Origin of the sequence: Paraburkholderia solisilvae (genome assembly GCF_902859875.1) — a bacterium.
GTDB classification, from domain to species: domain Bacteria; phylum Pseudomonadota; class Gammaproteobacteria; order Burkholderiales; family Burkholderiaceae; genus Paraburkholderia; species Paraburkholderia solisilvae.
The window spans coordinates 65206-90843 of record NZ_CADIKF010000003.1; the positions used below are offsets into that span (position 1 = coordinate 65206).

The following is a 25638-nucleotide window of genomic DNA, read 5'->3' on the forward strand; positions in this document are numbered from 1 at the left end:
GCCTGCCGTGACCCCGCTTGCGCGTGCATCACGCGCGAGCGGTTGCTTCGTTACCGCATCCTTCGCTTCGCTCATTCCACCGCCTGTAGTTTCGCGACCGCGAGCGCCAGCCACTTCTCGCCGTGCCGCTTGAATTTCACCTGGGCCTTGCCGTCGACGCCGCCGCCTTCGAGCGCGGTGATCGTGCCTTCGCCGAACTTCGTGTGGAACACCTGCTGCCCCACGCGAAAGCCGCTTTCGGCCGCGCGCTGCTCGTTCGCGAAGGCCGGCAGCGCGGCGGCCGATGCGCCGTCGTCGTAGCTCTTTTCGCGGCCCGAGCGACCGAACCAGTCGCGTCCCCAGCCCGCGTTGTCCGAACGGCCGCCCCAGCGTGCGCCGGCTTCGACCTTCGGCGTGAGCCACTTTAGCGTTTCTTGCGGAAGTTCGTCGAAAAACCGGCTGCGCACGTTGTAGCGCGTCTGGCCATGCAGCATCCGGCTCTGCGCGAACGACAGATAGAGCCGCTCCTTCGCCCGCGTGATCGCGACATACATCAGGCGCCGCTCTTCCTCGAGGCCGTCGCTTTCCATCGCACTGTTCTCGTGCGGGAACAGCCCCTCTTCGAGACCGGTGATAAACACCGCGGTAAATTCAAGCCCCTTCGCCGAATGCACGGTCATCAACTGCACCGCGTCCTGGCCGGCTTGCGCCTGGTTGTCGCCCGCCTCGAGCGACGCGTGCGACAGGAAACCCGCAAGCGGCGTCATCGTGTCGGGATTCTGCGCGGGGTCCGCGGGGCCCGCCGGGTCGAACACGACATTGGCCGGATCGTCCAGACCGTCCGCGAGTTCCGGCGCCGCCGTCGCGCCCGGGCGCAGCGGGATCGAGCGCGCGGGCGTGCCGAGCCCGTAGCCTTCCTCGCTGACGAACGCGGCCGCCGCGTTGACGAGTTCCTGCAAATTCTCGAGACGGTCCTGCCCTTCGCGCTCGTTCTCGTAAAAATCCGCGAGGCCGCTGCCGCGCACGACATGCTCGACCGTTTCCGGCAGGCTCATCTGCTGCGTTTCGGCGCGCAGCTTCGCGACGAGTGTGGCGAACGCGCCGAGGCTCGAACCGGCCTTGCCGGTCACGTACGGAATCGCCGCGGCCAGCGAACAGTTGTAGAGACGCGCCGCGTCGGCAAGCTGCTCGATCGAGCGCGCGCCGATGCCGCGCACCGGGAAATTCACCACGCGCGCGAACGCGGTATCGTCGTTCGGGTTATCGATCAGGCGCAGATACGCGAGCGCGTGCTTCACTTCCTGGCGCTCGAAAAAGCGCAGGCCGCCGTACACGCGGTACGGAATGCCGACGTTCACAAGCGTGTGCTCGATCGCGCGCGACTGCGCATTGCTCCGGTACAGCACCGCGATTTCGCCGCGCGACAGGCCGGTGTGGATCAGCGCGCGAATCTCCTCGACAATCCACGCCGCTTCCTGCGTATCGGTCGCCGCCTCGTACACACGCACCGGCTCGCCGTGCCCCGCGTCGGTGCGCAGATTCTTGCCGAGCCGCCGCGCGTTGTGCGCGATCAGCTGGTTGGCCGCGTCGAGAATATGGCCGTGCGAGCGGTAGTTCTGCTCGAGCTTGATCAGATTGCGGACCTTGAACTCATCCTCGAAGTCGCGCATGTTGCCGACGTTCGCGCCGCGGAACGCGTAAATGGACTGGTCGTCGTCGCCGACCGCGAAAATCGCGTTGTGCTCGCCCGCGAGCAGCTTGAGCCACGCGTACTGCAGCTTGTTGGTGTCCTGGAACTCGTCGACGAGAATCTGCCGGAAACGCGCCTGGTAGTGCGCGCGCAGCGGCGCATTGTGCGCCAGCAGCTCATAACAGCGCAGCAGCAGTTCCGGAAAATCGACCACGCCTTCGCGCTGGCATTGCTGCTCGTATGCTTCATACAGCTCGACGAACTTGCGGTTGAAGGTGTCGGTCGCGTCGACGTCCTTCGGCCGCAGCCCCTGCTCCTTCGCGTTGTTGATGAAGTACTGCAGGTTCTTCGGCGGATATTTTTCGTCGTCGATATTGAGGCCTTTCATCAGCCGCTTGATCGCCGACAGCTGGTCCGCGGTGTCGAGAATCTGGAAGGTCTGCGGCAGGCCCGCGTCGCGAAAATGCGCGCGCAGCATGCGGTTGCACAGGCCGTGGAACGTGCCGATCCACATGCCGCGCGTATCGATCGGCATGAGCGCCGACAGGCGCGCCATCATCTCGCGCGCGGCCTTGTTCGTAAACGTCACCGCCAGCACCGTCGGCGGCGACGCGTAGCCGTGCTGGATCAACCACGCGATACGCGTGATCAGCACGCGGGTCTTGCCGCTGCCGGCGCCCGCCAGAATGAGCGCCGGTTCGTTCGGCAACGTGACGGCGGCAAGTTGTTCGGGATTCAGGTTCGCGAGCAGATCGGGCATGTCGGGATGGGCAAGACGGCGGAAATCACGCAAAAGCGCCATGAGAAAGCAGGACGCGGGAGACACGACAGACAGCGGCGCGACGCGAGCCGCTGACGCATGGGCTGACGCATGGACCGACACATAGGCCAACGCGTGGGCCAACGCATACGCCGCGCGGCATGCCGCGCGCGAGCGGCAAACAAGGCGGCGGCGGCAAGCGGTCCGCCATTATAAGTCGCGCCTGCCGCACGCGCGCCGTCGGCCGAATCGCCGCTCGAACCTCCGGCCGAAGGGCCGCCGGAGCGCGCACCCTTTATAATTCGAGGTTTCGAGCCTCTCTTCACGCATTTTTCGGCAGACTTCCACAATGAGCGACAGCACGCTGGCCAAAAGCTTCGAGCCCCACACCATCGAGGCCGAATGGGGCCCCAAATGGGAACAACGCGGCTACGCCGCGCCCGCGATGCAGCCCGGCCGCCCCAATTTCTCGATCCAGTTGCCGCCGCCGAACGTCACCGGCACGCTGCATATGGGCCACGCGTTCAACCAGACGATCATGGACGGCCTCACGCGCTACCACCGCATGCTCGGCGAGAACACGCTGTGGGTGCCGGGCACCGACCACGCGGGCATCGCGACGCAGATCGTCGTCGAGCGGCAGCTCGATGCGCAGAAGGTGTCGCGCCACGACCTCGGCCGCGAGAAGTTCGTCGAGCGCGTGTGGGCATGGAAGCAGGAATCCGGCTCGACCATCACGAACCAGGTGCGGCGCCTCGGTGCATCGATCGACTGGTCGCGCGAATACTTCACGATGGACGACAAGATGTCGGCCGCGGTGGCCGACGTATTCGTGCGTCTCTATGAGCAAGGGCTCATCTATCGCGGCAAGCGCCTCGTCAACTGGGACCCGGTGCTGCTCACCGCGGTGTCCGACCTCGAAGTGGTCAGCGAAGAGGAAAACGGCCATCTGTGGCATATCCAGTACCCGCTCGCGGACGGCTCCGGCCATCTGACGGTCGCTACCACGCGCCCGGAAACGATGCTCGGCGACGTCGCGGTGATGGTGCATCCGGAAGACGAGCGCTACGCACATTTGATCGGCAAGACCGTGAAGCTGCCGCTCGCGGACCGCGACATTCCGGTCATTGCCGACGACTATGTAGACCGCGAATTCGGCACCGGCGTCGTCAAGGTAACGCCCGCGCACGACTTCAACGACTATCAGGTCGGCCAGCGCCACCAGTTGCCGCAAATCGAAATCCTGACGCTCGACGCGAAGATCAACGACAACGCACCGCACGCGTACCGCGGGCTCGACCGCTTCGAGGCGAGAAAGCGCGTGGTCGAAGACCTCGACAAGCTCGGCCTGCTCGAATCGGTGAAGCCACACAAGCTGATGGTGCCGCGCGGCGATCGCACCAATGTCGTGATCGAACCGATGCTGACCGACCAGTGGTTCGTCGCGATGAGCAAGCCCGCGCCCGAAGGCACGTTCAATCCGGGCAAGTCGATCGCCGAAGCCGCGCTCGATGTGGTGCGCAACGGCGAGATCCGATTCGTGCCGGAAAACTGGACCACCACCTACTACCAGTGGCTCGAGAACATCCAGGACTGGTGCATCTCGCGGCAGTTGTGGTGGGGCCATCAGATTCCCGCGTGGTACGGCGAAAACGGCGAAGTGTTCGTCGCGAAGACCGCCGAAGGCGCGCGCGAGAAGGCCGCGCAGCAAGGCTATAACGGGCCGCTCACGCGCGACCAGGACGTGCTCGACACCTGGTTCTCGTCGGCGCTCGTGCCGTTCTCGTCGCTCGGCTGGCCGGCGCAAACGCCCGAGCTGAAGGCGTTTCTGCCGTCGTCGGTGCTTGTCACCGGCTTCGACATCATTTTCTTCTGGGTCGCGCGGATGGTCATGATGACCACCCACTTCACCGGTCAGGTGCCGTTCCACACGGTCTACGTGCACGGCCTCGTGCGCGATCACGAAGGCCAGAAGATGTCGAAGAGCAAGGGCAACACGCTCGATCCGCTCGACATCGTCGATGGCATCGCGCTCGACGCGCTGGTCGCGAAACGCACGACCGGCCTGATGAATCCGAAGAGCGCCGCGACCATCGAAAAGAAAACCCGCAAGGAGTTTCCGGACGGCATTCCCGCGTTCGGCACCGACGCGTTGCGCTTCACGATGGCGTCGATGGCGACGCTCGGCCGCAACGTCAACTTCGACCTCGCGCGCTGCGAAGGCTATCGCAACTTCTGCAACAAGCTGTGGAACGCAACGCGCTTCGTGCTGATGAACTGCGAAGGCCACGACTGCGGCTTTTCCAAGCCCGGCGCCTGTGCGCCGGGCGACTGCGGCCCGGGCGGCTACACCGATTTCTCGCAGGCCGACCGCTGGATCGTATCGCTGCTGCAGCGGGTCGAGGCCGATGTCGCGAAGGGGTTCGCCGACTATCGTTTCGACAATGTGGCGAATGCCCTATATAAGTTCGTGTGGGACGAATACTGTGACTGGTACCTGGAGCTGGCCAAGGTGCAGTTGCAGACCGGCACGCCGGAACAGCAGCGCGCGACGCGCCGCACGCTGTTGCGCGTGCTCGAAGCGGTGCTGCGCCTGCTGCATCCGGTGATTCCGTTCATTACCGAAGCGCTGTGGCAAAAGGTGGCGCCGCTCACCGACGCGTACCCGGAAGGTGCCGCGCAAGGCGAAGCGTCGATCATGGTGCAGCCGTATCCGGTTGCGGAACCGAAAAAGATCGACGAGTCCGCCGAACAGTGGGCCGCCGACCTGAAGGCCGTGATCGACGCGTGCCGCAACCTGCGCGGCGAGATGAACCTGTCGCCGGCGACCAGAGTGCCGCTGCTCGCGACCGGCAACGCCGGGCGGCTGAATACGTTCGCGCCCTATGCGCAGGCGCTTGCGCGGCTGTCGGAAGTGCGCATCATCGCCGACGAGGCGCAACTGGACCAGGACGCGCATGGCGCGCCGATTGCTATCGTAGGCAATGACAAGCTGGTCCTGAAGGTGGAGATCGATATCGCCGCCGAACGGGAGCGCCTGTCGAAAGAGATTGCGAGATTGAACGGCGAAGTGTCGAAGTGCAACGCCAAGCTGCAGAACGAGAGCTTCGTTGCGAGGGCACCGGCCGCCGTGGTTGAGCAGGAGCAGAAAAGGCTGGCAGAATACCAGACTGCTATCGGCAAGCTGACGGCGCAACTGACGCGCCTGCCGGCCTGATCGACGCCGCGCCACCCGCGCCGCGTCGACGGATGAGGTCGATCCGCAACGCGGCATGGCCGACCACCGAACGGCCCACTGCAAGGCCAACCAATTACCAGGGGTAACACGCATGCTAAAAGTTACAAAAGCAGTTTTTCCGGTAGCAGGTCTTGGCACACGGTTCCTCCCGGCCACCAAAGCCAGTCCGAAGGAAATGCTGCCGATCGTCGACAAGCCGCTGATCCAGTACGCAGTCGAAGAAGCGATGGCCGCCGGCATCACCGAAATGATCTTCGTGACCGGCCGCAGCAAGCGCGCGATCGAAGACCACTTCGATAAATCGTATGAGATCGAGGCGGAGCTCGAAGCGCGCGGCAAGTCGAAGCTGCTCGAACTCGTGCGCAGCATCAAGCCGAGCCATGTCGACTGCTTCTATGTGCGCCAGCCGGAAGCGCTCGGCCTCGGCCATGCGGTGCTGTGCGCGGAGAAGCTGGTCGGCGACAACCCGTTCGCGGTAATTCTCGCGGACGACCTGCTGTACGGCACGCCGCCGGTCATGACGCAGATGATCGAGGTGTTCGACCACTATCACAGCTCGGTGATCGGCGTCGAAGAGATTCCGCACGACGAGACGAAGTCGTACGGCATCGTCGACGGCAAGGAATGGGAAGACGCGATCATCAAGATGTCTGGCATCGTCGAGAAGCCGGCGCCGGAAAATGCGCCGTCCAATCTCGGCGTGGTCGGCCGCTATGTGCTGAAGCCGCGCATCTTCGAACATATCCGCGCACTGAAGCCGGGCGCCGGCGGCGAGCTGCAGCTGACCGACGCGATCCAGTCGCTGCTCAACGACGAGCAGGTGCTCGCGTACAAGTATCACGGCACGCGTTTCGACTGCGGCAGCAAGCTCGGCTATCTGAAGGCAACCGTCGAATTCGCGCTGCGCCATCCGGAAGTGGCGGCCGATTTCGAGCAGTATTTGCGTACGCGTTCGCCGGTGCTGGAGGGCTGAAGGTGCGCTGTGGTTGTGCGGTGGCGGAACACCGTCATCGCACGACGCGGCAATGCAGTGGCCGCGCGATAGCAGTGCGGTAACGCTGCGGTAGCAAGAGCAGCAGCTTAAATCAAAAGGCGCGATGCCTGGATCCACAGACATCGCGCCTTTTGCGTTGTGGGCCCGCGAAAAGTCGCGTCCACGAATACGCCACTCGCCCACGGTGGCACGCGTGAGTTAAAGACGCGTTCATTGATAGGAAAAATCCCAAAATCCCGTTTCTTGACAAGACTTGACGGATTTTTTTGACCCAACCCGCAAAATTGACGGCTTGCTTGCAGCGGGGTTGTGTCGATGAATCGTCGTTACCGGTTGGTCTATAGTTGCTCGCGCAACATGTTCGTCGCCGTTGAAGAAACGGCTTCAGCGGCGAGCAAGGCTGGAGAGACGCGCGCTACAGGGCGTGCCGCCGGTGTGCGGGGAATTTGCCAGTCATTGCGCCGCCTCGCGCCGGCCGCGCTGCTGTCACTTCTACCGGCGCTCGCATTCGCGCAGATAGTCTCAGGCGGGGCGCACGCGCCAAACGTCATCCAGACACCCAACGGGCTCGATCAGGTCAACATCAATCGCCCGTCCGGCGCGGGCGTATCGGTGAACACGTACAACCGCTTCGACGTGCAGTCGAACGGCGCGATCCTGAACAACTCGCCGACCATCGTCCAGACGCAACAGGCCGGCACGATCAACGGCAATCCGAACTTCGCGGCGGGCCAGTCTGCGAAGATCATCGTCAACCAGGTCAACAGTGCGAGCGCTTCGCAGTTGAACGGGTTTCTCGAAACAGCGGGTAATCGCGCGGAAGTGATCATCGCGAATCCGTCAGGCATCTCGGTCAATGGCGGCGGATTCATCAATACGAGCCGAGCCATTCTGACGACGGGTATGCCTGACTATGCCGCCGATGGCTCGGTCTCGGGCTTCAACGTCACAGGCGGCAACATCACGGTCAGCGGCGCGGGCCTGAACGCGTCGAACGTCGACCAGGTCGATTTTCTGGCCCGCGCTGTACAAGCGAACGCGGCCATCTACGCGAAGAACCTGAACGTCATCACGGGCGCGAACCATGTCGACCACGACACGCTGAACGCGACACCGATTGCGGGCGACGGCCCTGCGTCGGGCGTCTCCATTGACGTGAGCCATCTCGGCGGGATGTACGCGAACCGCATCTTCCTCGTGGGCACCGAGGCAGGTGTTGGTGTTTCGCTCAAGGGCGTGGTAGCGGCGAATGCCGGCGACCTCGTGCTTCAGTCCAATGGCCGGCTCGTGCTTGCAGGCACGCAGAACGCAAGCGGCAATATCAGCGTAAGCGCGCGCGATGGCATCGACAACAGCGGCACGACCTACGCGCAACAGAACGTCAGCCTGAGCACGAGCGGCACACTGACAAACAGCGGCATGGTCGCCGCGCAGCAGAACACGGCGGTCAGCGCGGGCTCGGTGAATTCGACCGGTACTCTCGCGTCGGGGGTAAACGGCGATGGTTCACTGGCGCAGTCCGGCGACCTGAATGTGAGCGCGTCCGGCGCGGTCACGGCGACCGGCAGCAATGCGGCAGGCGGCAGCGCAACCATCAGCGGTACGGCCGTGGATCTCGCCGGCAGCACCACGTCAGCAAACGGCGCTGTCGAGATCGCGGCGAACAGAGGCGACCTGAACCTGTCGAGCGCAGCCACGACTGCGGGCGGCACGCTCGACGCGCGCGCAAGCGGCACGCTCACCAACGACGACGGCGTAATGTCCTCGGGCAGCGCACTGACCGTCGCGGCGGGCGCGCTATCGAACCGCGGTAGCCGGATGGTCGCGCCGGACCTCACGGTAACGATCGGCAGCACGCTTGACAACAGCGGCGGCGACATCGAAGCGAACCAGCTCACGCTGAACGCAACAAACCTGCTGAACCACGGCGGCACGATTACGCAATACGGCCTGTCGTCGATCGTCTTGAACATCAGCGGCATGTTCGACAATTCAAACGGCGGCGCCTTTCAGACCAACAGTACAGACCTGACGCTTGCCCCAGGCTTGCTCATCAACGACGGCGGCACGATCCTCGACGCCGGAACGGGCAAGCTGACGATTGCGCCGCGCAACGGCACGGGCCTCTTCTCGAACGTCGGCGGTCGGATTATCGCTGCGGGCCAGCTTGCCGTGCAGGCCGGCAGCCTGAACAACACAAACGGCGTGTTGGCCGCACAGGGCAATATTGCGGCGAACGTCGCGGGCGACGTGAACAATACGCAGGGTGCTATCCGCTCGCTCTCGTCAGCGTCTTTGACGACCAGTGGCACGCTGAGCAACACCGACGGACAGATCCAGTCCGGAACGGGTGCAGCAGGCGACGCGAGCACGCTCAACATTCAGGCCGGGTCAATCGACAACACGAACGGTCTTGCCGGCAACCTCGGCACGGGCGACACGACCTTACACGGGGACAGCCGGACCGTAAACACGGGCGGCGCGATGACGGGTAACGGCAACGTCATCGTCGATACTTCGATGCTCGTGAACACGCGGAACCGCCAGCGCAGTGGACAGATAAGCGGCGCGAACGTCACGGTGCTCGCGGACACAGTCGACAACAGCAGCGGCCGGATCGGCAACCTGACCGGCTCGAATGGCGATGTCGCCATCAGGACGACAGGCACGGTCACGAACACAAATGGACAGATCGGGGCAACGCATAACCTGTCCATCAATGCTGCGGCACTTACAGGTGGTGGCGCATACAGCGCGGCGAATGACGTCGCGGTAAGCGTACAGGGCGATTTCGCGCCGACGCCGGATTTGCAGTTCGCCGCGGGCCATGACCTGACCTTTACCCTGCCGGGTACATTCAGCAATGGCGCGACGCTGCAAGCGGCGAACAACCTCGGTATCAACGCGGGCGATACCGCGAACAGCGGCGTGATGATGGCAGGCGGCACGCTCACGACACACTCGAACACCTTGAAGAACGCGGGCGCGATGGTCGGCGGCAGCGTCTCGCTCAACGCGAACAGCACGATATCCAACGTCGGGCCGACCGCGCTCATTGGCGCGACGGACAGCAACGGCACGCTTGAACTGCTCGCGCGGGACATCGAGAACCGTGACGACACGACGACAACTGACACGCAGGCGACGACCGCAATTTACGGTCTTGGCAAGGTTGTTCTGGCAGGCGGCAAGGATGGCAACGGCAACTACACGAACGCCAAACTGATCCGCAACCAGTCGGGCCTGATCGAGTCGGCCGGCGACATGGAACTGCACGCCGGCCAGGTCACGAACACGCGCACCACGATGACCACGACCGGCCTGAATCAACCGGTCGATTCCGCGCTGCTCGATCAACTCGGCGTCAGCTTGTCCGGATGCACTGCGGTCGATATGGCGGCCTGCTCCGGCCAGAACGTGGGCTGGTCCGACGCGAACCCGAATATGATCGGCGGCGTCAATATCGAGCCGCCGCACGGCGGGCAGTGGAACAGCGGCTACCAGTACACGACCTACGCAGGCGTGGCGCTCGCGAACGCGATTGCGTCTATCAGCCCGCAGGCGCAGATCATCGCGGGCGGCAACCTGGATGCGTCGACGGTCGGCCTGTTGCAGAACTACTGGAGCGCAGTCACGGCGGCCGGCAACATCGCCGCGCCTGTTTCGCTCGACCAGAATAGCTGGCGAGGCCAGCGCGCGCCTGAAGTCCAAGTCACGTATTCGGGCTACTACCACTACAACAACTACGACAACTCCGAGCACGACTGGACCTTGCCGTTCGGCGATGCGCCGTTTGCAGGCTCCGGGCCTGGCGGCTACGCACAAGCGGCGCCGGCCGACATCCGCCATTACTCGCTTCCTGCCTACGAATCGAGCTTTGTCGCAGGCGGCACGCTGTCGGGGTCGGGCATCAGCATCGACAATACGGCCGGTAACGCGGGCATTCCGTCGATGGCTCTCGCGCCTGGGCAAGCAATGTCGGGGGTGAACGTCAGCGGTATAAGCGGTAACGCAACCGCGACGGCCCAGGGCGTTCTGCAAAACCTGACGGTGCCCCAAGGTGGTCTGTTCAACCCGGCAACCACACCGGGTGCGACCTGGCTGATTGAAACGAATCCGGCCTTCACAAACCAGAAGACGTTCATCTCGAGCGACTACTACCTGCAACAGCTTGGCCTGAATCCGCAAACGACCGAAAAGCGTCTCGGCGATGGTTTCTACGAGCAGCAGCTTGTACGCAACCAGGTAACGGCGCTCACCGGCAAGGCCGTGCTCGGCCCGTACACCGATCTTGAGGCGATGTACCAGTCGCTGCTCGCAGCAGGTGCATCGCTCTCGCAGTCGCTGAACCTGCCGCTCGGCATGAGTCTGTCGCCAGAACAGGTGGCACAGCTCACGAGCAACGTCATCATCATGCAAACCCAGGTGATTGACGGGCAGTCCGTGCTCGTGCCGGTCGTCTATCTCGCGAAGACGAGCCAGCAAAACATGAATGGGCCGCTGATCGCCGCGACCGACATCGACATCCGGAACGCGCAGACCTTCACTAACAGCGGCACGGTGCAGGCAGGCAATACGCTGTCGATCCACGGCAACCAGATCGACAACGCGTTCGGCACGCTGCAAAGCGGCGGCCTGATGTCGCTGACGACGAAGGGCAACGTCGACCTCACGTCCGCGTCCGTGAACGCCGGCAGCCTCGCGCTGAACGCAGGCGGCGACCTGCTGTTGAATACGGCGGCGAAGACCGTTGACCAGGTCAGTGCGACGGGCGCCACGCGCACCACCACCACGCTCGGGCCGATGGCGAACCTGAACGTGAGAGGCGACGCCGCCATCGTGACAGGCGGCAACTTCCAGCAGAATGCCGGCAACCTGAATGTCGGCGGCAATCTCGGCATGGCGGTGGGCGGCAACTACGACATCGGCTCCGTGCAGACCGGTGAGCACAAGGTCGTCGAGCGCGCGAACGGCGTGTCGAACACGAACATCAACCAGACGACCGGCAGTAACGTGCACGTCGGCGGTGTATCGGTTATTGGCGTGGGCGGCGACCTGACGGCGACAGGCGCAAACCTGGATCTCGCTGGAGGCGGTACGGTCGCAGCGAATGGCAATGTGACGCTTCGAGCGGCGAAAGCCACCTCGACGACCGACAGCAACAGTTCGGGCAGCGACAGTCACGGCAGCTATTCCGAATCGCTGCACCGCTCCGACGATTCATTGACCGCGACGACGCTTAGCGCCGGCAATTCGTTGACTGTGGCATCAGGCAAGGACATCAACGTCAACGGCAGCGCGATCAGTCTCGACAGGGGGACGGCGACGCTTGCGGCGGCGGGCAACGTCAACATCGGCGCGGCAACGGAAACTCACGTAGAGAACTCACAGGAACAGCACAAGCACAGCAATGTCGTGAGCGGCAAGGAAGTATCGAGTTCGCGCGATACCACGATGACGCTTTCACAGGGCAGCCTGGTATCTGCGGACGCAGTCAGCATCGCAAGCGGCAAGGACATCAACGTCGCGGGGAGCACCATCGTCGGCACGAACGATGTCGCGCTCAGTGCCACGCATGACGTGAACATCACCACGACGCAGGATGCCATGCAGTCGTCGGGCAGTTATCAGGAGAAGCGCACGGGTCTCGGCGCGAGCGGGCTGACCGTTACGGTCGGCACGAACAAACTCGCGACGACTGATCAGGCGTCGAGTGTCACGAACAACGCGAGTACGGTCGGCTCGCTGAACGGTAGTGTTTCGATTCAGGCGGGCAACACCCTGCATGTCACAGGTAGCGACCTGATTGCCGCGCAGAACATCACGGGTTCGGGCGCGAACGTCATCATCGACCCGGCAACCGATACCAGCCACAACAGCCGGAGCCAGAAGACGAGCAGCAGCGGTCTCGCGATTGGTCTTGCAGGGGCGATGGGCGATGCGATCAACAACGCGTATTCGGAGTCGCAGGCGGTTGGTCGTTCGACCAGCACAGGCAATGATCGCGCAGCGGCGCTGCACAGTATCGCGGCGGTTGGCAATGCCGCGATTGCCGGCATGGGGGTAAAGACGCTTGCCGATGACGGCAAGCCTGATATCGGCATCAAGGTCAGCATCGGTTCGAGCAAAAGCGAAAGCCAGTGGTCGGAAGATCAGACGACGCAACGCGGCTCCAGTGTTCAGGCCGGCGGCACCGCTGCGTTCGTCGCGACCAACGGCGACCTGACCATCGCTGGTTCAAACGTAAGCGCGCATGATGTCGTGCTTGCCGCAAAGAACAAGGTCAACGTCACCAATGCGACGGACACCGATTCGACGCGTAGTTCGAACAGTTCCAGTAGCGCGAGCTTCGGTGTGCAGTACACGCTGGGCGGCGGCTTTGGTGTTTCGGCGGCGATGGCGAACGCGCATGGCGACGCGAACAGTGACGCTTTGATCCAGAACGCTTCGCACGTCACGGGTGCAAACAGCGTCACGGTGATCTCGGGCGGCGATACGAACATTGTCGGCTCGCAGATTGCCGGCAAGCAGGTTACCGCCGACGTTGGCGGCAATCTGAACATCGCGAGCATGCAGGACGTGACGTACAGCGCCGCGCACCAGAGCAGCACGGGCGGCGGGTTCACGATCAGCCAGGGCGGCGGCAGCGCGAGTTTCAGCGCACAGAATGGCCATGCGGATTCGGACTATGCGGGCGTCAACGAGCAGGCCGGGATCATGGCGGGCGATGGCGGATTCAGCGTCAATGTCAAGGGCAACACGGGTTTGACCGGCGCGGTGATTTCCAGCACGGCGGATGCGTCGAAAAACAGCCTGACGACCGGGACGCTCACCTATAGCGATATCCAGAACCAGTCGCGCTACTCGGCGAACAGCAACGGTATCAGTGCGGGTGTGGGTGTTGGCGTGACCGGCAAGGCAGTCGGCCCCGGTTCGGTGAGCGGTTCGGGCGGCGTCACGCCGATGATCTCGCAGAATGAGAACGGCGATTCGAGTGCGACGACGCGCAGCGCAATTAGCGCGGGCACGATCGACGTCACGGACCGGGGCGCTCAAACTCAGGACGTGGCCGGCCTCTCCCGCGACACGACGGACACGAACGGCAAGGTGGCGAACACGCCGGACGTGAACAACATCCTCGACCGGCAGGGTGACACCATGCAGGCGGCGCAGGCTGCAGGTCAGACGGTCGCGCAAGGCATCGGCGCGTATGCCGACATGAAGCGCGATGCGGCGCTCGATACGATGCAGAAGGCGCTCGACAGCGGCGATCTGAACGGCGCGGCTGCGGCGTATGCCGACTATCAGGGCTGGAAGGAAGGCGGCGATGATCGCGCCATTCTTCAGGCGGGCGGTGGTGCACTGATTGGCGGGCTTGGCGGTGGCGGATTCGGTGCCGTGGCTGGCGCGGCGGGTGCGGCGCTGTCGTCGAAGCTGGCCCCGCAGACACAGCGAATTGCTGACGGCGTGACGGATGCGACGGGGTCGTCGCTGATTGGCAATGTCAGCGCGAATATCCTGTCGGGGCTGGCGGGAGGAATTATCGGTGGCAGCGCCGGTGCAGCGATGGCGTCGAATGTGAACCTGTATAACCAGGGGCACGATACCGGCGAGAAGTCGGCTGTCGAAAAGGCTGCCGATCTCGCGGCGCGACTGAAGGATGCAATCGTGCAGACGGCGACGCATCCAGTTGATACCTTCAGTTATGCAATGGGATCGGCAGCAAATGATTTCGCCGGTCGAATGAAGGCCGATGCAAAGGCGAAGATGTCAGAGCCGCCGTCTGACCTGATGGCGCAAGGCGCGGCAAACGGGTTGAGTGCAGTCGTCGGTGCGGGTGGTGGTAAACCGCCTGCAGCAAGTCCGAGTGCGGTACTTGTCGATTCGGGCGCAGCACAGACTGCGAGTCCAGCACCGAATGTATCGGGTTATGCAGCCGGCAGCGCGATTTTTAACAGTGGCGCCAGTGAAGAGAATAAGGCGAGTATTGACGGCAGCGGGAATGGTCCCTACTCAAATCTCACGGACTCTCCAAGAGTCGGTCCGGGGAAGAATTTCACAGCAGCCCAAAAGCAAAAAATCTATCAACAAAACATGGAAAGCAACGGTGGAGTGCTACGATCAGATATGGATGGAGCCGAGCTTGTGATGCCAACCAAGAGTCAGAAGGGAGTAACTCCGCCATCCAATGAAGCGCAAATCGATCATATCGTTCCTCGAAATGCAGCGGATGCGGATGGCGCTCAGGGAACGAACAGCTACAGCAATGCTCAAGTGCTTTCACGCGATCAGAATCGACAGAAATCGAACAAATAGCATATGACTTCAGGAAATTGGCCTTTCGCCGATCCGCCAAACGTGGCGGTCATCGCAAATCGAAAAATTGTGCAAGGACACGATTGGATCGCCTATGTCACACACGACGCTGACGATGGCGCGTGGCAATTTCACACAAAGGACGCCGAGCCTCCAGCGGAAGGAGAAGCAGCCATCGTAAGCCTGGAAGCGATTTTTAGGATCGATAGCACAATTGCGCAGCTTGCCGACCTTCCCCTTGGCTGGCATGCGTGGCGCACATCGACAAGCCGGCGCTGGCAGCGCGCAAAGATGGATTAGTGCGTCGCCTACGCTCGTAGATAGCCAATTTCTGAAAAGCGCGGGCAAGCATTGGCAATACGGGCAAGGCAGTCGGCCCCGGTTCGGTGAGCGAGTCGGGCGGCGTGACGCCGATGATCTCGCAGAACGAGAGCGGCGATTCGAGTGCGACGACGCGCAGCGCAATAAGTGCGGGCGCGATCAGCATCACGAATGCTTCGAACCAGACGCAGGACGTGACGAGCCTCTCCCGCGACACGACGGACACGAACGGCAAGGTGGCGAACACGCCGGACGTGAACAACGTCCTCAACCAGCAGGCAGACACGATGCAGGCCGCGCAGGCTGCGGGGCAGACGGTCGCGCAAGGCATCGGCGCGTATGCAGACAAGCAGCAGAATGACGCGCAACAGCAGGCAGACGCAGCCACGGCGGCTGGCAATGCCGATCTCGCCGCGCAGTATCAGGCGGTGGCCGATTCGTGGGCTGAAGGCGGGACGAATCGCGTCGGCCTTCACGTCGCGGGCGGCGCGCTCGTCGCTGGCGTGGGCGGCGGAGGCATTGGGAGCGCCGCTCAGGGCGCGGCTGGCGCGGGCACGGCTGCGATTCTTGCGGGCAAGCTCAACGGCGTTGCTGACTCGATTGGCGACGCGACCGGCTCGATGACTGCTGAAAATATTGCGTCGAACGTACTGGCGGGCCTCGGCGGCGCGGTTATCGCTGTAGGCACGACTGGCGCGTTTGCTGCGTCGAATGCCGACCTGTACAACCGGAGTACCGGGAACGAGAAAGGCACTGGAGGAACCGGGAGCCAAGCGCTAGACTGGATTGGCGACCAGCTCTCGAGCGCCGGACGTGGTGCGCAAAATCTAGCCGACCAGTTCGTCGCGTTGGTGAATGCGAACGGTCCGCAAGGTTCGTACGTGAATCCCGATGATCTGAACGGACCAGGCGGAAACTCAAAGCCGCCCGCGACAGGTGGATCGGCGGTTCCGGTTGCTGTATGCGCGCCTCCGCTGTGCGCGGTCGTGCCCGCGGTAACACCTGGAACGCCAGGGTATGTTCCGAGCAACGCAACGCTTAACAGCGGAAGCGATGATGCTAAGGCGTCGACGCGTAACAATTCTGAAGCTTCGCTCCCTATGGGTAGTAAGGCAAACCAATTTAACCAACCGAAGAATCCGGCATATCAACCTACGCGAAATGCAGCGGCAAACGTTGATGGGACCGATTATGCTGGTCACGCACTTGATCGTATGCAGGATCGCGGGTTGACGCCATCGGTGATTCAAAATGCAATTGAAACTGGAGTCGCCACCCCGAGCCGTGGCGGAGCAACCGTGTTCTACGACTCAACAAACAACGTCTCCGTCGTAACAAATAGTTCAGGCAAGGTTGTGACTGTCAAATATGGGAAATGATATGAACGTAGTAGAAATCCTTGCTCAAGCTGAGTCGGCAGCAGACGATCATTTCAAGTACGCGCGCTTCGTGAGCGGTGCCGAAGCTTTACAGAGCGATGCAAGAAATTTCACTAACGAAAGAATGCAATCGGAGTATCAGGCTTGCTGGTTTGAGCTTGAGATTGTGAACGCCCTCGCGCTTGATGAGTGGGAGTCAGACGGGAAACCGGATGTTTGGCTCGACCCTTGGAATGAGCGATATAAGCAGGACGCGAAGGAGCTAGTTGGAAAACTCTGCTCACTACTTTCGCGATCTGTATAACAAGACTCCTAGGGGCGTGGTTCTACGGATCACACCCCACTCATCAACAAGAAAGACTACTTCGCATGAACTTCCGAAAGAGGCTGGCGGCACTGCCGCTCACAGCCCTGGTCACTCTCGCGCCCATCGCACAGGCCCAAACCCTGGGCGGCATAGAAACAGAACAAAACCAGCAACAACGTCGCGACGCGCAACAACGCGAAGCAGCAGTATCGGCGCCCATCGTCCGCTCTGACCTGCCGGAGATCGAAGCATATCCCGCCCTTCCGCACGAGTCGCCCTGCTTCCGCATCGACACGTTCTCCCTCAACGTACTTGAGTCGCTACCAGCAGCGACTCAGAAAAAAGGCGCATCGGCTTTGCCGCTCGACCCGTTCGCGTTTGCTCGCGAATGGCTCGACCACTACAAGGGGCGATGTATCGGCAAGCAAGGCATCGATACGCTCACGAAGGGACTACAGCAGGCCATTCTGAGCCGCGGCTACGTCACCACGCGCGTACTCGTGCAACCGCAAGACCTGACGGGCGGAACGCTGACACTCACGCTTGTGCCCGGTATTGTGCGCAATATCGCCTTCGCGGACCCGTCGATGTGGGGCACCTGGAAGACCGCCTATCCGACGCGCGGCGGTGATTCTCTGAACCTGCGCGATCTTGAACAGGGGCTTGAGCAGATGAAGCGCGTCAGCAGCCAGGACGTGAAAATGGAAATCCGGCCAACCGACGTACCGGGCGAGAGCGACGTTATGCTCACGGTCAAACGTGGGAAGCCCTGGACTTTCGTCGCTTCAGTCGATAACTCGGGCACAAACTCGACGGGCAAATGGCAAGGCAACGTCAGTCTCGGCATCGACAACCCGCTCGGGCTAAACGACATCTTCACGGTGGGCGCAAACCAGGACTTGTCGTTCGGCAACAAGTCGCTCGGCTCGCATGGCTTCAACGGCTCGTATTCCATTCCCTGGGGGTACTGGAGCGCGACGCTATCGGGCTACACGAACACGTACTACCAGAACATCGCGGGCGTGAACCAGACTTTCGTTGCAAGCGGGAATTCACAAACCGCGGCGCTGCGCATCGCGCGCGTGCTCTCACGCGGCCAGAACGACGTGTTCAACGGCTACGTTCAGCTATCGAAGCGCTTCGGCGACAGTTTCATCGACGACACCACCCTCCCAACGCAGGCCCGCAACAACACCTTCCTGGAACTCGGCGCGACAGATCGGCATTACTTCGGCGCGGCGCAGTTCGACGGCACGCTTGCCTACCGTCAGGGCATCGGTGGCTTTGGCGCGACGGCGGACCCGTATCCTGACGGCCCGACCTACCGCTTCCACATGGCCGTCCTCGACGCGAACCTCTCGGTTCCATTCGCGATTGGCGGTCAGGGCTTCAGATACGTTGGAACGGTGCACGGCCAGTTCACGAAAGACACGCTGTTCTACATCGACGACCTGACCATCGGCAGCCGCTACACCGTGCGCGGCTTCGATGGCGAAACGATGCTCGCGGCCGAACGCGGCTTCTACTGGCGCAACGAACTGCAATGGCCAGTCTTGCAAACTGGACAAACGCTATATGCGGGGATCGATTACGGGCGCGTGTTCGGTCCGAACACGGCGGCACTGGTGGGCACGCAACTGGCGGGCGCGGTATTGGGCATGCGCGGCGGCGTGCCGGCGAAGTATGCCGGCGTCTCCTACGATCTGTTCGCAGGAGCGCCGATCTACAAACCGTCAGGATTTCCCACCGCGCGTGTGACGGTCGGTGTCGCGTTGACAGCCAGGCTCTGAAGGCACGTCTGGCTACCGGGCAAACTTTCGCGCTGTGCCTTCTCTACCGCCGCCTGATCAAAAAGACAAACGTCTTGTCCTGCGTCGAGGTTTCGACGATACCGTTGCCGGTCTGTTTAGCGAATGCGGCGAAATCGCGTTGCGAACCGGGATCGGTCGCGAGCACCTTCAGGATCTGGCCGCTTTCCATATCGGCCAGTGCTTTTTTCGCGCGCAGAATAGGCAGCGGACAATTCAGTCCGCGCGCGTCGACTTCCTTGTGAATCTGAATTTCCATCGGCAAGGGCCTTCGGGGTGAGGCGTCGCGGCGACGCCATGCAGAAGCGTCAAATTCTACCGCACGCGCCTGTTGCCCGCCGCGCCCCACGCGGTACCTCACCCCGCGCCGCCCTTACAACGTGACAGCCTGCCCCGTTTCCAGCGAACGCCGCAGCGCGCTGCCAATGCGCGTCGCCTCGAGCGCATCGGCAAGCGTCGCGCCGCCCTGCTCGCCGCCCGGCCCCTGCTTCACCGCCGCGACAAAGGCCTGCGCCTCATGCAGAAACGCGTCTTCAAACCGGTCGAAGAAGGTCGGCGTGCACTCGTTGCGAATGCCGTGCCGATCCGCGATCTCAACGCGATTGACGCGCGGATTGCGACCAATCGCCATTGCCCCCGCGGTGCCGATCACTTCGCTGCCGGTGTCGTTGCCATGCGCCATCGTGCGCGACGCATAGAACATCGCGAGCCCGCCGTTTTCGAACTCGCAGATCGCCACGCCATTGTCGACGTCGCCGAACTCTCGCAAGCCGTCGTGCAGCGCGACCGTGCCGGCCGCGTACACGCGCTTAGCCTTCGGTTTGCCGAGCAGCCAGCGCGCGACATCGATATCGTGCACCGTGCAATCGAGGAAAATGCCGCCGGAGGACGGCGCAAAGCGCACGAAAAAGCCGTCGGGATCGTTCTGGTCGCAGGTCTGCGAGCGCACCATAAACGGCCGGCCGATCAGGCCCGCGTGGATCTTGTCGTACGCATCGCGATAGCTCGGATCGAAGCGGCGCATAAAGCCGATCGTCGCCTGCAGATGCGGCTGGCGCTGCGCCTCACCGAGCACGCGCTCGCATTCGGCGAGATCGAGCGACAGCGGCTTTTCGCAGAACACGTGCTTGCCCGCGCGCAATGCATCGACGATCTGCTGCGCGTGCAGCGCGGACGGCGTGACGAGCCACACCGCGTCGACGTCGCGATCGTCCAGCAGCGCCGCGTAGTCGCGATACTCGCGCGGCGCCGGCAGCGCACCGCGCGCCCACGCGAGTTCTTCGTCGAGCGGGCTGCACACCGCGGCAAGCGTAGCGCCGCGCACGCGATACGCGAGATTCTGCGCATGCCGCTTGCCGAGCCGGCCAAGGCCCACGACGCCGATGCGCAGCGGCGCGCCTTGCAGGGAATCGGGCGCCGCCATCATGCGGCCCCGTCGAGCTTCACCGCACGCCCTTCGCGCCACGAGCGCGTGGCCGCCTCAGCGAGTTCGAGCGCCTTCAGGCCGTCGGCGACCGTCGTGCGCACCGGCTTGCCTTGCGTGACGGCTTCGAAGAAATGGGCGATTTCGAGCGCATACGCGGCGCGATACCGCTCGAGGAAAAACGCCTCCGGCACATCGCTCGACACCGCGCGCTTCGAATACGCGACCACTTCAGTCGGCCGCACATTGCCCGCTTGCAGCATGCCGTCGCTGCCGAGCACTTCGAAGCGCTGGTCGTAGCCATACGCGGCGCGGCGCGCGGTATTGATCTGGCACAGGCGTCCGCGCTTCGTGCGAATCGTCACCGCGGTCGAATCGATATCGCCGGCATCGGCGATCGCCGGATCCGACAGGCAGCTGCCGGTCGCGTGCAGCGTGTCCGCTTCGTCGTCGAGAATCCAGCGGAAAATATCGAAGTCGTGAATCAGCATGTCCTTGAAAATACCGCCCGAGTGCTTGATGTACTCGACCGGCGGCGCGCCCGGATCGCGGCTCGTCACGACGAGCATTTCCGGCGTGCCGATCTCGCCCGCGTCGATACGCGCCTTCACCGCCGCGAAGGTCGGATCGAAGCGGCGCTGAAAGCCGATCATGCAAACCACGCCCGCTTTCGCGACCGCGTCCGCGCAGGCCCGCGCGCGCTCGAGCGTCAGGTCCACCGGCTTCTCGCAGAACACATGCTTTTTCTGCGCGGCCGATTTCAGAATCAGCTCCGCATGCGTGTCGGTGCTCGAGCAGATCACGGTCGCGCCGATCGACGCATCGCCGATCGCGCCATCCACGTCCGCGACCTGCGCGCCGTGCTGCGCGGCCAGCGCCGCAGCCGCATCGCGATTCACATCGACCACGTATTTGAGCCGCACGCCCGGCTGCCGCGCGAGATTCGCCGCATGAATCCGGCCGATGCGGCCCGCGCCGAACACCGCCACGTCGATCGCTTTGCCTCCACCCACTTCAGTCATCGTATCCTCCAGTGTCTTTCGATTCTTCGACGTTCAATTCCAGCTTGTACGCAAGCGCGATAAAGAGCGCCTGGCACAGGCAGATCGTGCTGGTGAGCGAGCGAAACGCGAATGCGCTGCCCTCTTTCACATACAGTTGCGTGGTCGCGTAGCGCGCGAGCGGCGACAGCTGGCTATCGCTGATCAGGAGCGTCTGCGCCTGATGGTGATGCGCGACGCGCAGACAGTACTGCGTCTCCTTGCCGTACGGCGCGAAGCTGATCGCGATCACGACATCGCCCTTCTTCACGCTGCGAATCTGTTCGCGATACATACCGCCGAAGCCGGACACCAGATGTACGCGCTTCGGCGTGTGCTGCAACGCATAGACGATATAGCTCGCCACCGGAAACGAGCGCCGCACCCCGACCACGTAGATGTTGTCCGCCTGCTGCATCATCTTCACCGCGGTATCGAACTGCGCGTCGTCGAGCGACGCATCGAGTTCGTCGAGACCGCCGCGGCATGCGGCAATGAATTCGCGCGCGACGGTGCCGCCGGACACGCGCCCCGGCTTTTCATCGATCAGCTTGCGAATACGTTGCTGATAGCTCGGCGACTGCGCGCCCTGCCCCGTATACGCCTGACGAAACACCGCCTGCAGATCCGAAAACCCGGAAAAACCAAAACGCTGCGCAAAGCGCACGACCGCGGACGGGTGCACGCCGCAGCTCGTGGCGATATCGCTGGTGCGATCGACCATCACGCTGCCGCGATGCTGCTCGATATACGTCGCGACGCTTTTCAGCTGACGCGGCAACGATTCGTAGTTCTCCGCGATGCGCTGCATCAATTCATCGACGCTCGGCAGTTCTTCTGTGCTTTCTTCGGCCATGGCCATTCCTTCAGTGCTCTGTTGCGTCGCAAAAGCCGCGCTGCGCCTGCGTTTGCAAGCCGCGCCGTGAGCGGTCCGACGTTGCCGATTATAGGCAGCCCACCCACCAAATGGAACGTATTTTCCAATTTTATTTTTCGTGAAATTTCCATTGCATCACTACCGAACTTGACCTAATCTTGGTCGTGAGCGATGGCGTGCCGTCGAAATCAGTTGGTGCGCGATACGCTCCCCTTAAAAACGAACAGACCGAGAAAGGTGGAGACAATGAAACTTTGCAGAGGCAAGGGTTCACTCACGGCGCTTTTTGCAGCGCTTTCGATATCGTTGGGCTTCGCGGCGTCATCGCCCGCTCAGGCGGCCGACGCGCACTTCGTATTGATCAGTCACGCGCCCGATTCCGACTCGTGGTGGAACACGATCAAGAACGCGATCAAGCAGGCCGACGAAGATTTCAACGTCGAAACTGACTATCGCAACCCGCCGAACGGCGACATCGCCGATATGTCGCGGCTGATCGAGCAGGCTGCGGCGCGCAACTACGACGGCGTGATCACCACCATCGCCGACTACGACGTGCTGAAGAGCTCGATCGGCAAAGTGACCGCGAAGAAGATTCCGCTCGTTACGATCAACTCCGGCACCGAAGAGCAGAGCGAGAAACTCGGCGCGATCATGCACGTCGGCCAGCCCGAGTATGTCGCGGGCAAGGCGGCCGGCGAAAAGGCGAAGGCTGCCGGCGTGAAATCGTTTCTGTGCGTGAACCACATCGCGACCAACGCGGTGTCGTTCGACCGCTGCCGCGGCTTTGCCGAAGCAATCGGCGTCGACTACAAGACGTCCACCATCGATTCGGGCCAGGATCCGACTGAAATCCAGTCGAAGGTCAGCGCCTATCTGCGCAACCATCCGAACACCGGCGCGATCCTGACGCTCGGTCCGGTGCCCGCCGCGGCGACGCTCAAGGCCGTTCAGCAGATGGGCCTCGCGGGCAAGATCTATTTCTGCACGTTCGATTTCTCGGACGACATCGCGAAGGCGATTCAGGCCGGCACGATCCAGTTCGCGATCGACCAGCAGCCGTATCTGCAGGGTTATATCCCGGTCGCGGTGCTCGCGATCGCGAAGAAAGAGCACACCACCGATCCGGCGAAGATCCGCCAGATCCTGCAGGCGAATCCGAAGTTCAAGGCGCGTCTCGAGACCTATGGCCTCGAACCGTCGTATGGTCCGAAGGACATCCGTTCGGGTCCGGGCTTTATCACGAAGGCGAATCTCGACAAGGTCGTGAAGTACGCGGGCCAGTACCGCTGATTCAACTCGAGTAGCCAGCAGTACGCGGCACCGGACGCGCAACGCACAGGCGCGGCACCGGCGGACCTCGCTCCGCCCGTCGCCGCCGCACACACGCCCCGGGCCGCGTCATTCACTGAGGAGACATTCATGGGCGCAGCCGGCAAACACTTTCCTTCGCATGCAGCAGACGCGTCGAACAACGGCGACGCACAGCCCGTTGCGCAAACCGCGGCCGCGCATTCGGACGAACGCGTGCGCAAGGAATCGTGGTTCGGCCATCTGCTGAACCGGCCGGAGTTCGCCGCCATTTCCGGCGCCGTGCTCGTATTCCTCGTGTTCGCGATCAGCGCGGGACACTCGGGCATGTTCAATCTCGACGGCGTGATGAACTGGTCGCAGGTGTCCGCCTATCTCGGCATTCTTGCAGTCGGCGCGTGTCTGCTGATGATCGCCGGCGAATTCGACCTGTCGATCGGCTCGATGATCGGCTTCGCGGGCATGATGGTCGCGATTCCCGCCGTTTATTTTCACTGGCCGATCTGGGCCGCGATCGTCTTCGCGTTCGTCGGCTCGATGCTGCTCGGCGCATTGAACGGTTACCTCGTGATGCGCACGCGGCTGCCGTCGTTTATCGTCACGCTCGCGTTCCTGTTTATCCTGCGCGGCCTCACGCTCGCGCTGTCGATCATGGTCGCGGACCGCACCATCATCTCCGGCGTCGGCGACCTCGCGCAGGCCGACCCGGTCACGAACTTCCTGTTTCACGGCGTCGCACTGCACGGTCTTTTCACCTGGCTCGCGCATATGGGCATCGGCACGCTGCTCGAAGACGGCAAGCCGCTCGTGCCGGGCATTCCGAAAGTGCTGCTGTGGTGGTTCGCGCTCGCCGCGATCTGCGCGTTCGTGCTTGCCAGGACGCGTTACGGCAACTGGATTCTCGCGGTGGGCGGCGATGCGAATGCGGCGAAAAACGTCGGCGTGCCGGTCAAGCGCGTGAAGATTTCGCTCTTCGTACTGACCGCATTCTGCTCGTGCCTGTTCGCGGTGCTGCAGGTGTCCGACATCGGCTCGGCCGCCGCCGACCGCGGCCTGCAAAAGGAATTCGAAGCGATCATCGCCGCGGTGATCGGCGGCACGCTGCTGACCGGCGGCTACGGCTCGGTGATCGGCGCCTGCTTCGGCGCGCTGATCTTCGGCGTCGTGCAGATCGGCATCACCTACACCGACGTCAGTTCCGACTGGTTCCGCGTGTTCCTCGGCGTAATGCTGCTGCTCGCGGTGCTGTTCAACCACTATGTGCGCCGCCGCGTGTCTCAGGCGTAACCCGGCACATCGCAACCGACACGAGCAAGGAGACAACCATGTCCGACGTGATCAACCCCGGCACGAACACCACGCCGAGCCCGGCTGCAGACAGCGGCGACACCATTCTCGCGCTCGAGAACGTCAGCCGGTTTTTCGGCAAGGTGATTGCGCTGTCCGGCGTCACGCTGCGCCTGAGACGCGGCGAAGTGCATTGCCTGCTCGGCGACAACGGCGCCGGCAAGTCGACGCTGATCAAGACGCTCGCGGGCGTGCACGCGCCGTCGTCTGGCCAGTATCTGGTCGACGGCCAGCCGGTGCATTTCGAGTCGCCGAAAGATGCGCTCGACCGCGGCATCGCGACGGTCTATCAGGACCTCGCGCTGGTGCCGCTGCTTTCCGTCGCGCGCAATTTCTTTATGGGCCGCGAGCCGCAGAAAAAGCTGTTCGGCCTCGTCAACGTGATGGATCTCGAAACGAGCGCGCAAACCGCGCGCGACAAGCTCGCGGAAATGGGCATCCACGTGCGCGACCCGCATCAGCCGATCGGCACGATGTCGGGCGGCGAGCGGCAGTGTCTCGCGATCGCGCGCGCGATCCACTTCGGCGCGCGCGTGCTGATTCTCGACGAACCGACCGCCGCGCTCGGCGTGAAGCAGAGCTTCAATGTGCTCAAGCTGATTCACAAGGCGCGCGCGAAAGGCATCTCGGTGATCTTTATCACGCACAACGTGCATCACGCGTATCCGATCGGCGATTCGTTCACGCTGCTCAATCGCGGCAAATCGCTCGGCACCTATACGAAGGACACGATCAGCAAGGAACAGGTGCTCGACATGATGGCGGGCGGCGCCGAAATGCAGAAGATGATCGCCGAACTCGACGGTGCGACGATCTGAGCGGCACCCGTCGCCCCGCACCTGAAGCCC

Annotated in this window: 15 protein-coding genes; 10 read left to right on the plus strand and 5 right to left on the minus strand. The window is 62.8% G+C overall.

What is annotated here, in order from left to right; all coding sequences use genetic code 11:
- Nucleotides 1-71: 71 nt before the first annotated feature.
- A complete protein-coding gene (locus HV675_RS03005; protein ID WP_175109423.1) occupies nucleotides 72-2429 on the minus strand; it encodes a UvrD-helicase domain-containing protein in 2358 nt (785 codons plus the stop codon).
- A gap of 349 nt (nucleotides 2430-2778) precedes the next feature.
- On the opposite strand from HV675_RS03005, the gene HV675_RS03010 reads away from it, so the two are divergent.
- The 7 genes from HV675_RS03010 to HV675_RS03040 all read left to right on the plus strand — a co-directional run bounded on the left by HV675_RS03010 (nucleotide 2779) and on the right by HV675_RS03040 (nucleotide 18774).
- Nucleotides 2779-5646: a valine--tRNA ligase gene (locus tag HV675_RS03010; RefSeq protein ID WP_175109278.1), complete on the plus strand. Its 2868-nt coding sequence runs from the start codon at nucleotides 2779-2781 to the stop codon at nucleotides 5644-5646.
- A gap of 112 nt (nucleotides 5647-5758) precedes the next feature.
- Nucleotides 5759-6640 (plus strand): UTP--glucose-1-phosphate uridylyltransferase GalU, encoded by an 882-nt coding sequence (gene galU, locus HV675_RS03015; protein WP_175109279.1) that lies wholly within the window; start codon nucleotides 5759-5761, stop codon nucleotides 6638-6640.
- A 336-nt stretch (nucleotides 6641-6976) separates the two neighbouring features.
- Entirely contained in the window at nucleotides 6977-14977 is an 8001-nt protein-coding gene (locus HV675_RS03020; RefSeq protein ID WP_175109280.1) for a hemagglutinin repeat-containing protein, read from the plus strand.
- A gap of 3 nt (nucleotides 14978-14980) precedes the next feature.
- Nucleotides 14981-15277 (plus strand): hypothetical protein, encoded by a 297-nt coding sequence (locus HV675_RS03025; protein ID WP_175109281.1) that lies wholly within the window; start codon nucleotides 14981-14983, stop codon nucleotides 15275-15277.
- 104 nt (nucleotides 15278-15381) lie between these two features.
- Entirely contained in the window at nucleotides 15382-16677 is a 1296-nt protein-coding gene (locus HV675_RS33035) for a hypothetical protein (RefSeq protein WP_175109282.1), read from the plus strand.
- Nucleotide 16678: 1 nt separating this feature from the next.
- A complete protein-coding gene (locus HV675_RS03035; protein ID WP_175109283.1) occupies nucleotides 16679-16981 on the plus strand; it encodes a hypothetical protein in 303 nt (100 codons plus the stop codon).
- Nucleotides 16982-17046: 65 nt separating this feature from the next.
- A complete protein-coding gene (locus HV675_RS03040; RefSeq protein ID WP_175109284.1) occupies nucleotides 17047-18774 on the plus strand; it encodes a ShlB/FhaC/HecB family hemolysin secretion/activation protein in 1728 nt (575 codons plus the stop codon).
- Nucleotides 18775-18817: 43 nt separating this feature from the next.
- On the opposite strand, the gene HV675_RS03045 is transcribed toward HV675_RS03040, so the two are convergent.
- The 4 genes from HV675_RS03045 to HV675_RS03060 form a co-directional block, all read right to left on the minus strand.
- Nucleotides 18818-19045, minus strand: coding sequence for a sulfurtransferase TusA family protein (locus tag HV675_RS03045; protein ID WP_175109424.1), 228 nt, complete (start codon nucleotides 19043-19045; stop codon nucleotides 18818-18820).
- Nucleotides 19046-19165: 120 nt separating this feature from the next.
- Nucleotides 19166-20218: a Gfo/Idh/MocA family oxidoreductase gene (locus HV675_RS03050; RefSeq protein ID WP_175109285.1), complete on the minus strand. Its 1053-nt coding sequence runs from the start codon at nucleotides 20216-20218 to the stop codon at nucleotides 19166-19168.
- The gene (gene iolG / locus HV675_RS03055) at nucleotides 20215-21237 is read right to left on the minus strand and encodes an inositol 2-dehydrogenase (RefSeq protein WP_175109286.1); all 1023 of its coding nucleotides are present in this window, start codon (nucleotides 21235-21237) and stop codon (nucleotides 20215-20217) included. The genes HV675_RS03050 and iolG overlap by 4 nt, the downstream gene beginning before the upstream one ends.
- Nucleotides 21230-22111 carry a MurR/RpiR family transcriptional regulator gene (locus tag HV675_RS03060; protein WP_175109287.1) on the minus strand — a complete coding sequence of 294 codons (882 nt, stop codon included), beginning with the start codon at nucleotides 22109-22111 and terminating at the stop codon, nucleotides 21230-21232. The genes iolG and HV675_RS03060 overlap by 8 nt, the downstream gene beginning before the upstream one ends.
- Before the next feature lie 267 nt (nucleotides 22112-22378).
- Here HV675_RS03060 and HV675_RS03065 point away from each other — a divergent pair, with 267 nt between their 5' ends.
- The 3 genes from HV675_RS03065 (at nucleotide 22379) to HV675_RS03075 (ending at nucleotide 25608) form a co-directional block, all read left to right on the plus strand.
- The gene (locus HV675_RS03065; RefSeq protein WP_175109288.1) at nucleotides 22379-23425 is read left to right on the plus strand and encodes a sugar ABC transporter substrate-binding protein; all 1047 of its coding nucleotides are present in this window, start codon (nucleotides 22379-22381) and stop codon (nucleotides 23423-23425) included.
- Between the two features lie 129 nt (nucleotides 23426-23554).
- Nucleotides 23555-24730: an ABC transporter permease gene (locus HV675_RS03070; protein ID WP_175109289.1), complete on the plus strand. Its 1176-nt coding sequence runs from the start codon at nucleotides 23555-23557 to the stop codon at nucleotides 24728-24730.
- A 38-nt stretch (nucleotides 24731-24768) separates the two neighbouring features.
- Nucleotides 24769-25608: an ATP-binding cassette domain-containing protein gene (locus tag HV675_RS03075; RefSeq protein ID WP_377700516.1), complete on the plus strand. Its 840-nt coding sequence runs from the start codon at nucleotides 24769-24771 to the stop codon at nucleotides 25606-25608.
- The last annotated feature ends 30 nt before the right edge of the window (nucleotides 25609-25638 follow it).

Bases quoted from the DNA above. Each gene is read 5' to 3' on its own strand.
- HV675_RS03035 (WP_175109283.1), top strand. From the start codon at position 16,679: ATGAACGTAGTAGAAATCCTTGCTCAAGCTGAGTCGGCAGCAGACGAT.
- HV675_RS03005 (WP_175109423.1), bottom strand. From the start codon at position 2,429: ATGCCCGATCTGCTCGCGAACCTGAATCCCGAACAACTTGCCGCCGTC.
- iolG (WP_175109286.1), bottom strand. From the start codon at position 21,237: ATGACTGAAGTGGGTGGAGGCAAAGCGATCGACGTGGCGGTGTTCGGC.
- HV675_RS03025 (WP_175109281.1), top strand. From the start codon at position 14,981: ATGACTTCAGGAAATTGGCCTTTCGCCGATCCGCCAAACGTGGCGGTC.
- HV675_RS03070 (WP_175109289.1), top strand. From the start codon at position 23,555: ATGGGCGCAGCCGGCAAACACTTTCCTTCGCATGCAGCAGACGCGTCG.
- HV675_RS03040 (WP_175109284.1), top strand. From the start codon at position 17,047: ATGAACTTCCGAAAGAGGCTGGCGGCACTGCCGCTCACAGCCCTGGTC.
- HV675_RS03050 (WP_175109285.1), bottom strand. From the start codon at position 20,218: ATGATGGCGGCGCCCGATTCCCTGCAAGGCGCGCCGCTGCGCATCGGC.
- galU (WP_175109279.1), top strand. From the start codon at position 5,759: ATGCTAAAAGTTACAAAAGCAGTTTTTCCGGTAGCAGGTCTTGGCACA.
- HV675_RS03020 (WP_175109280.1), top strand. From the start codon at position 6,977: ATGAATCGTCGTTACCGGTTGGTCTATAGTTGCTCGCGCAACATGTTC.
- HV675_RS03010 (WP_175109278.1), top strand. From the start codon at position 2,779: ATGAGCGACAGCACGCTGGCCAAAAGCTTCGAGCCCCACACCATCGAG.
- HV675_RS03060 (WP_175109287.1), bottom strand. From the start codon at position 22,111: ATGGCCGAAGAAAGCACAGAAGAACTGCCGAGCGTCGATGAATTGATG.
- HV675_RS03065 (WP_175109288.1), top strand. From the start codon at position 22,379: ATGAAACTTTGCAGAGGCAAGGGTTCACTCACGGCGCTTTTTGCAGCG.
- HV675_RS03075 (WP_377700516.1), top strand. From the start codon at position 24,769: ATGTCCGACGTGATCAACCCCGGCACGAACACCACGCCGAGCCCGGCT.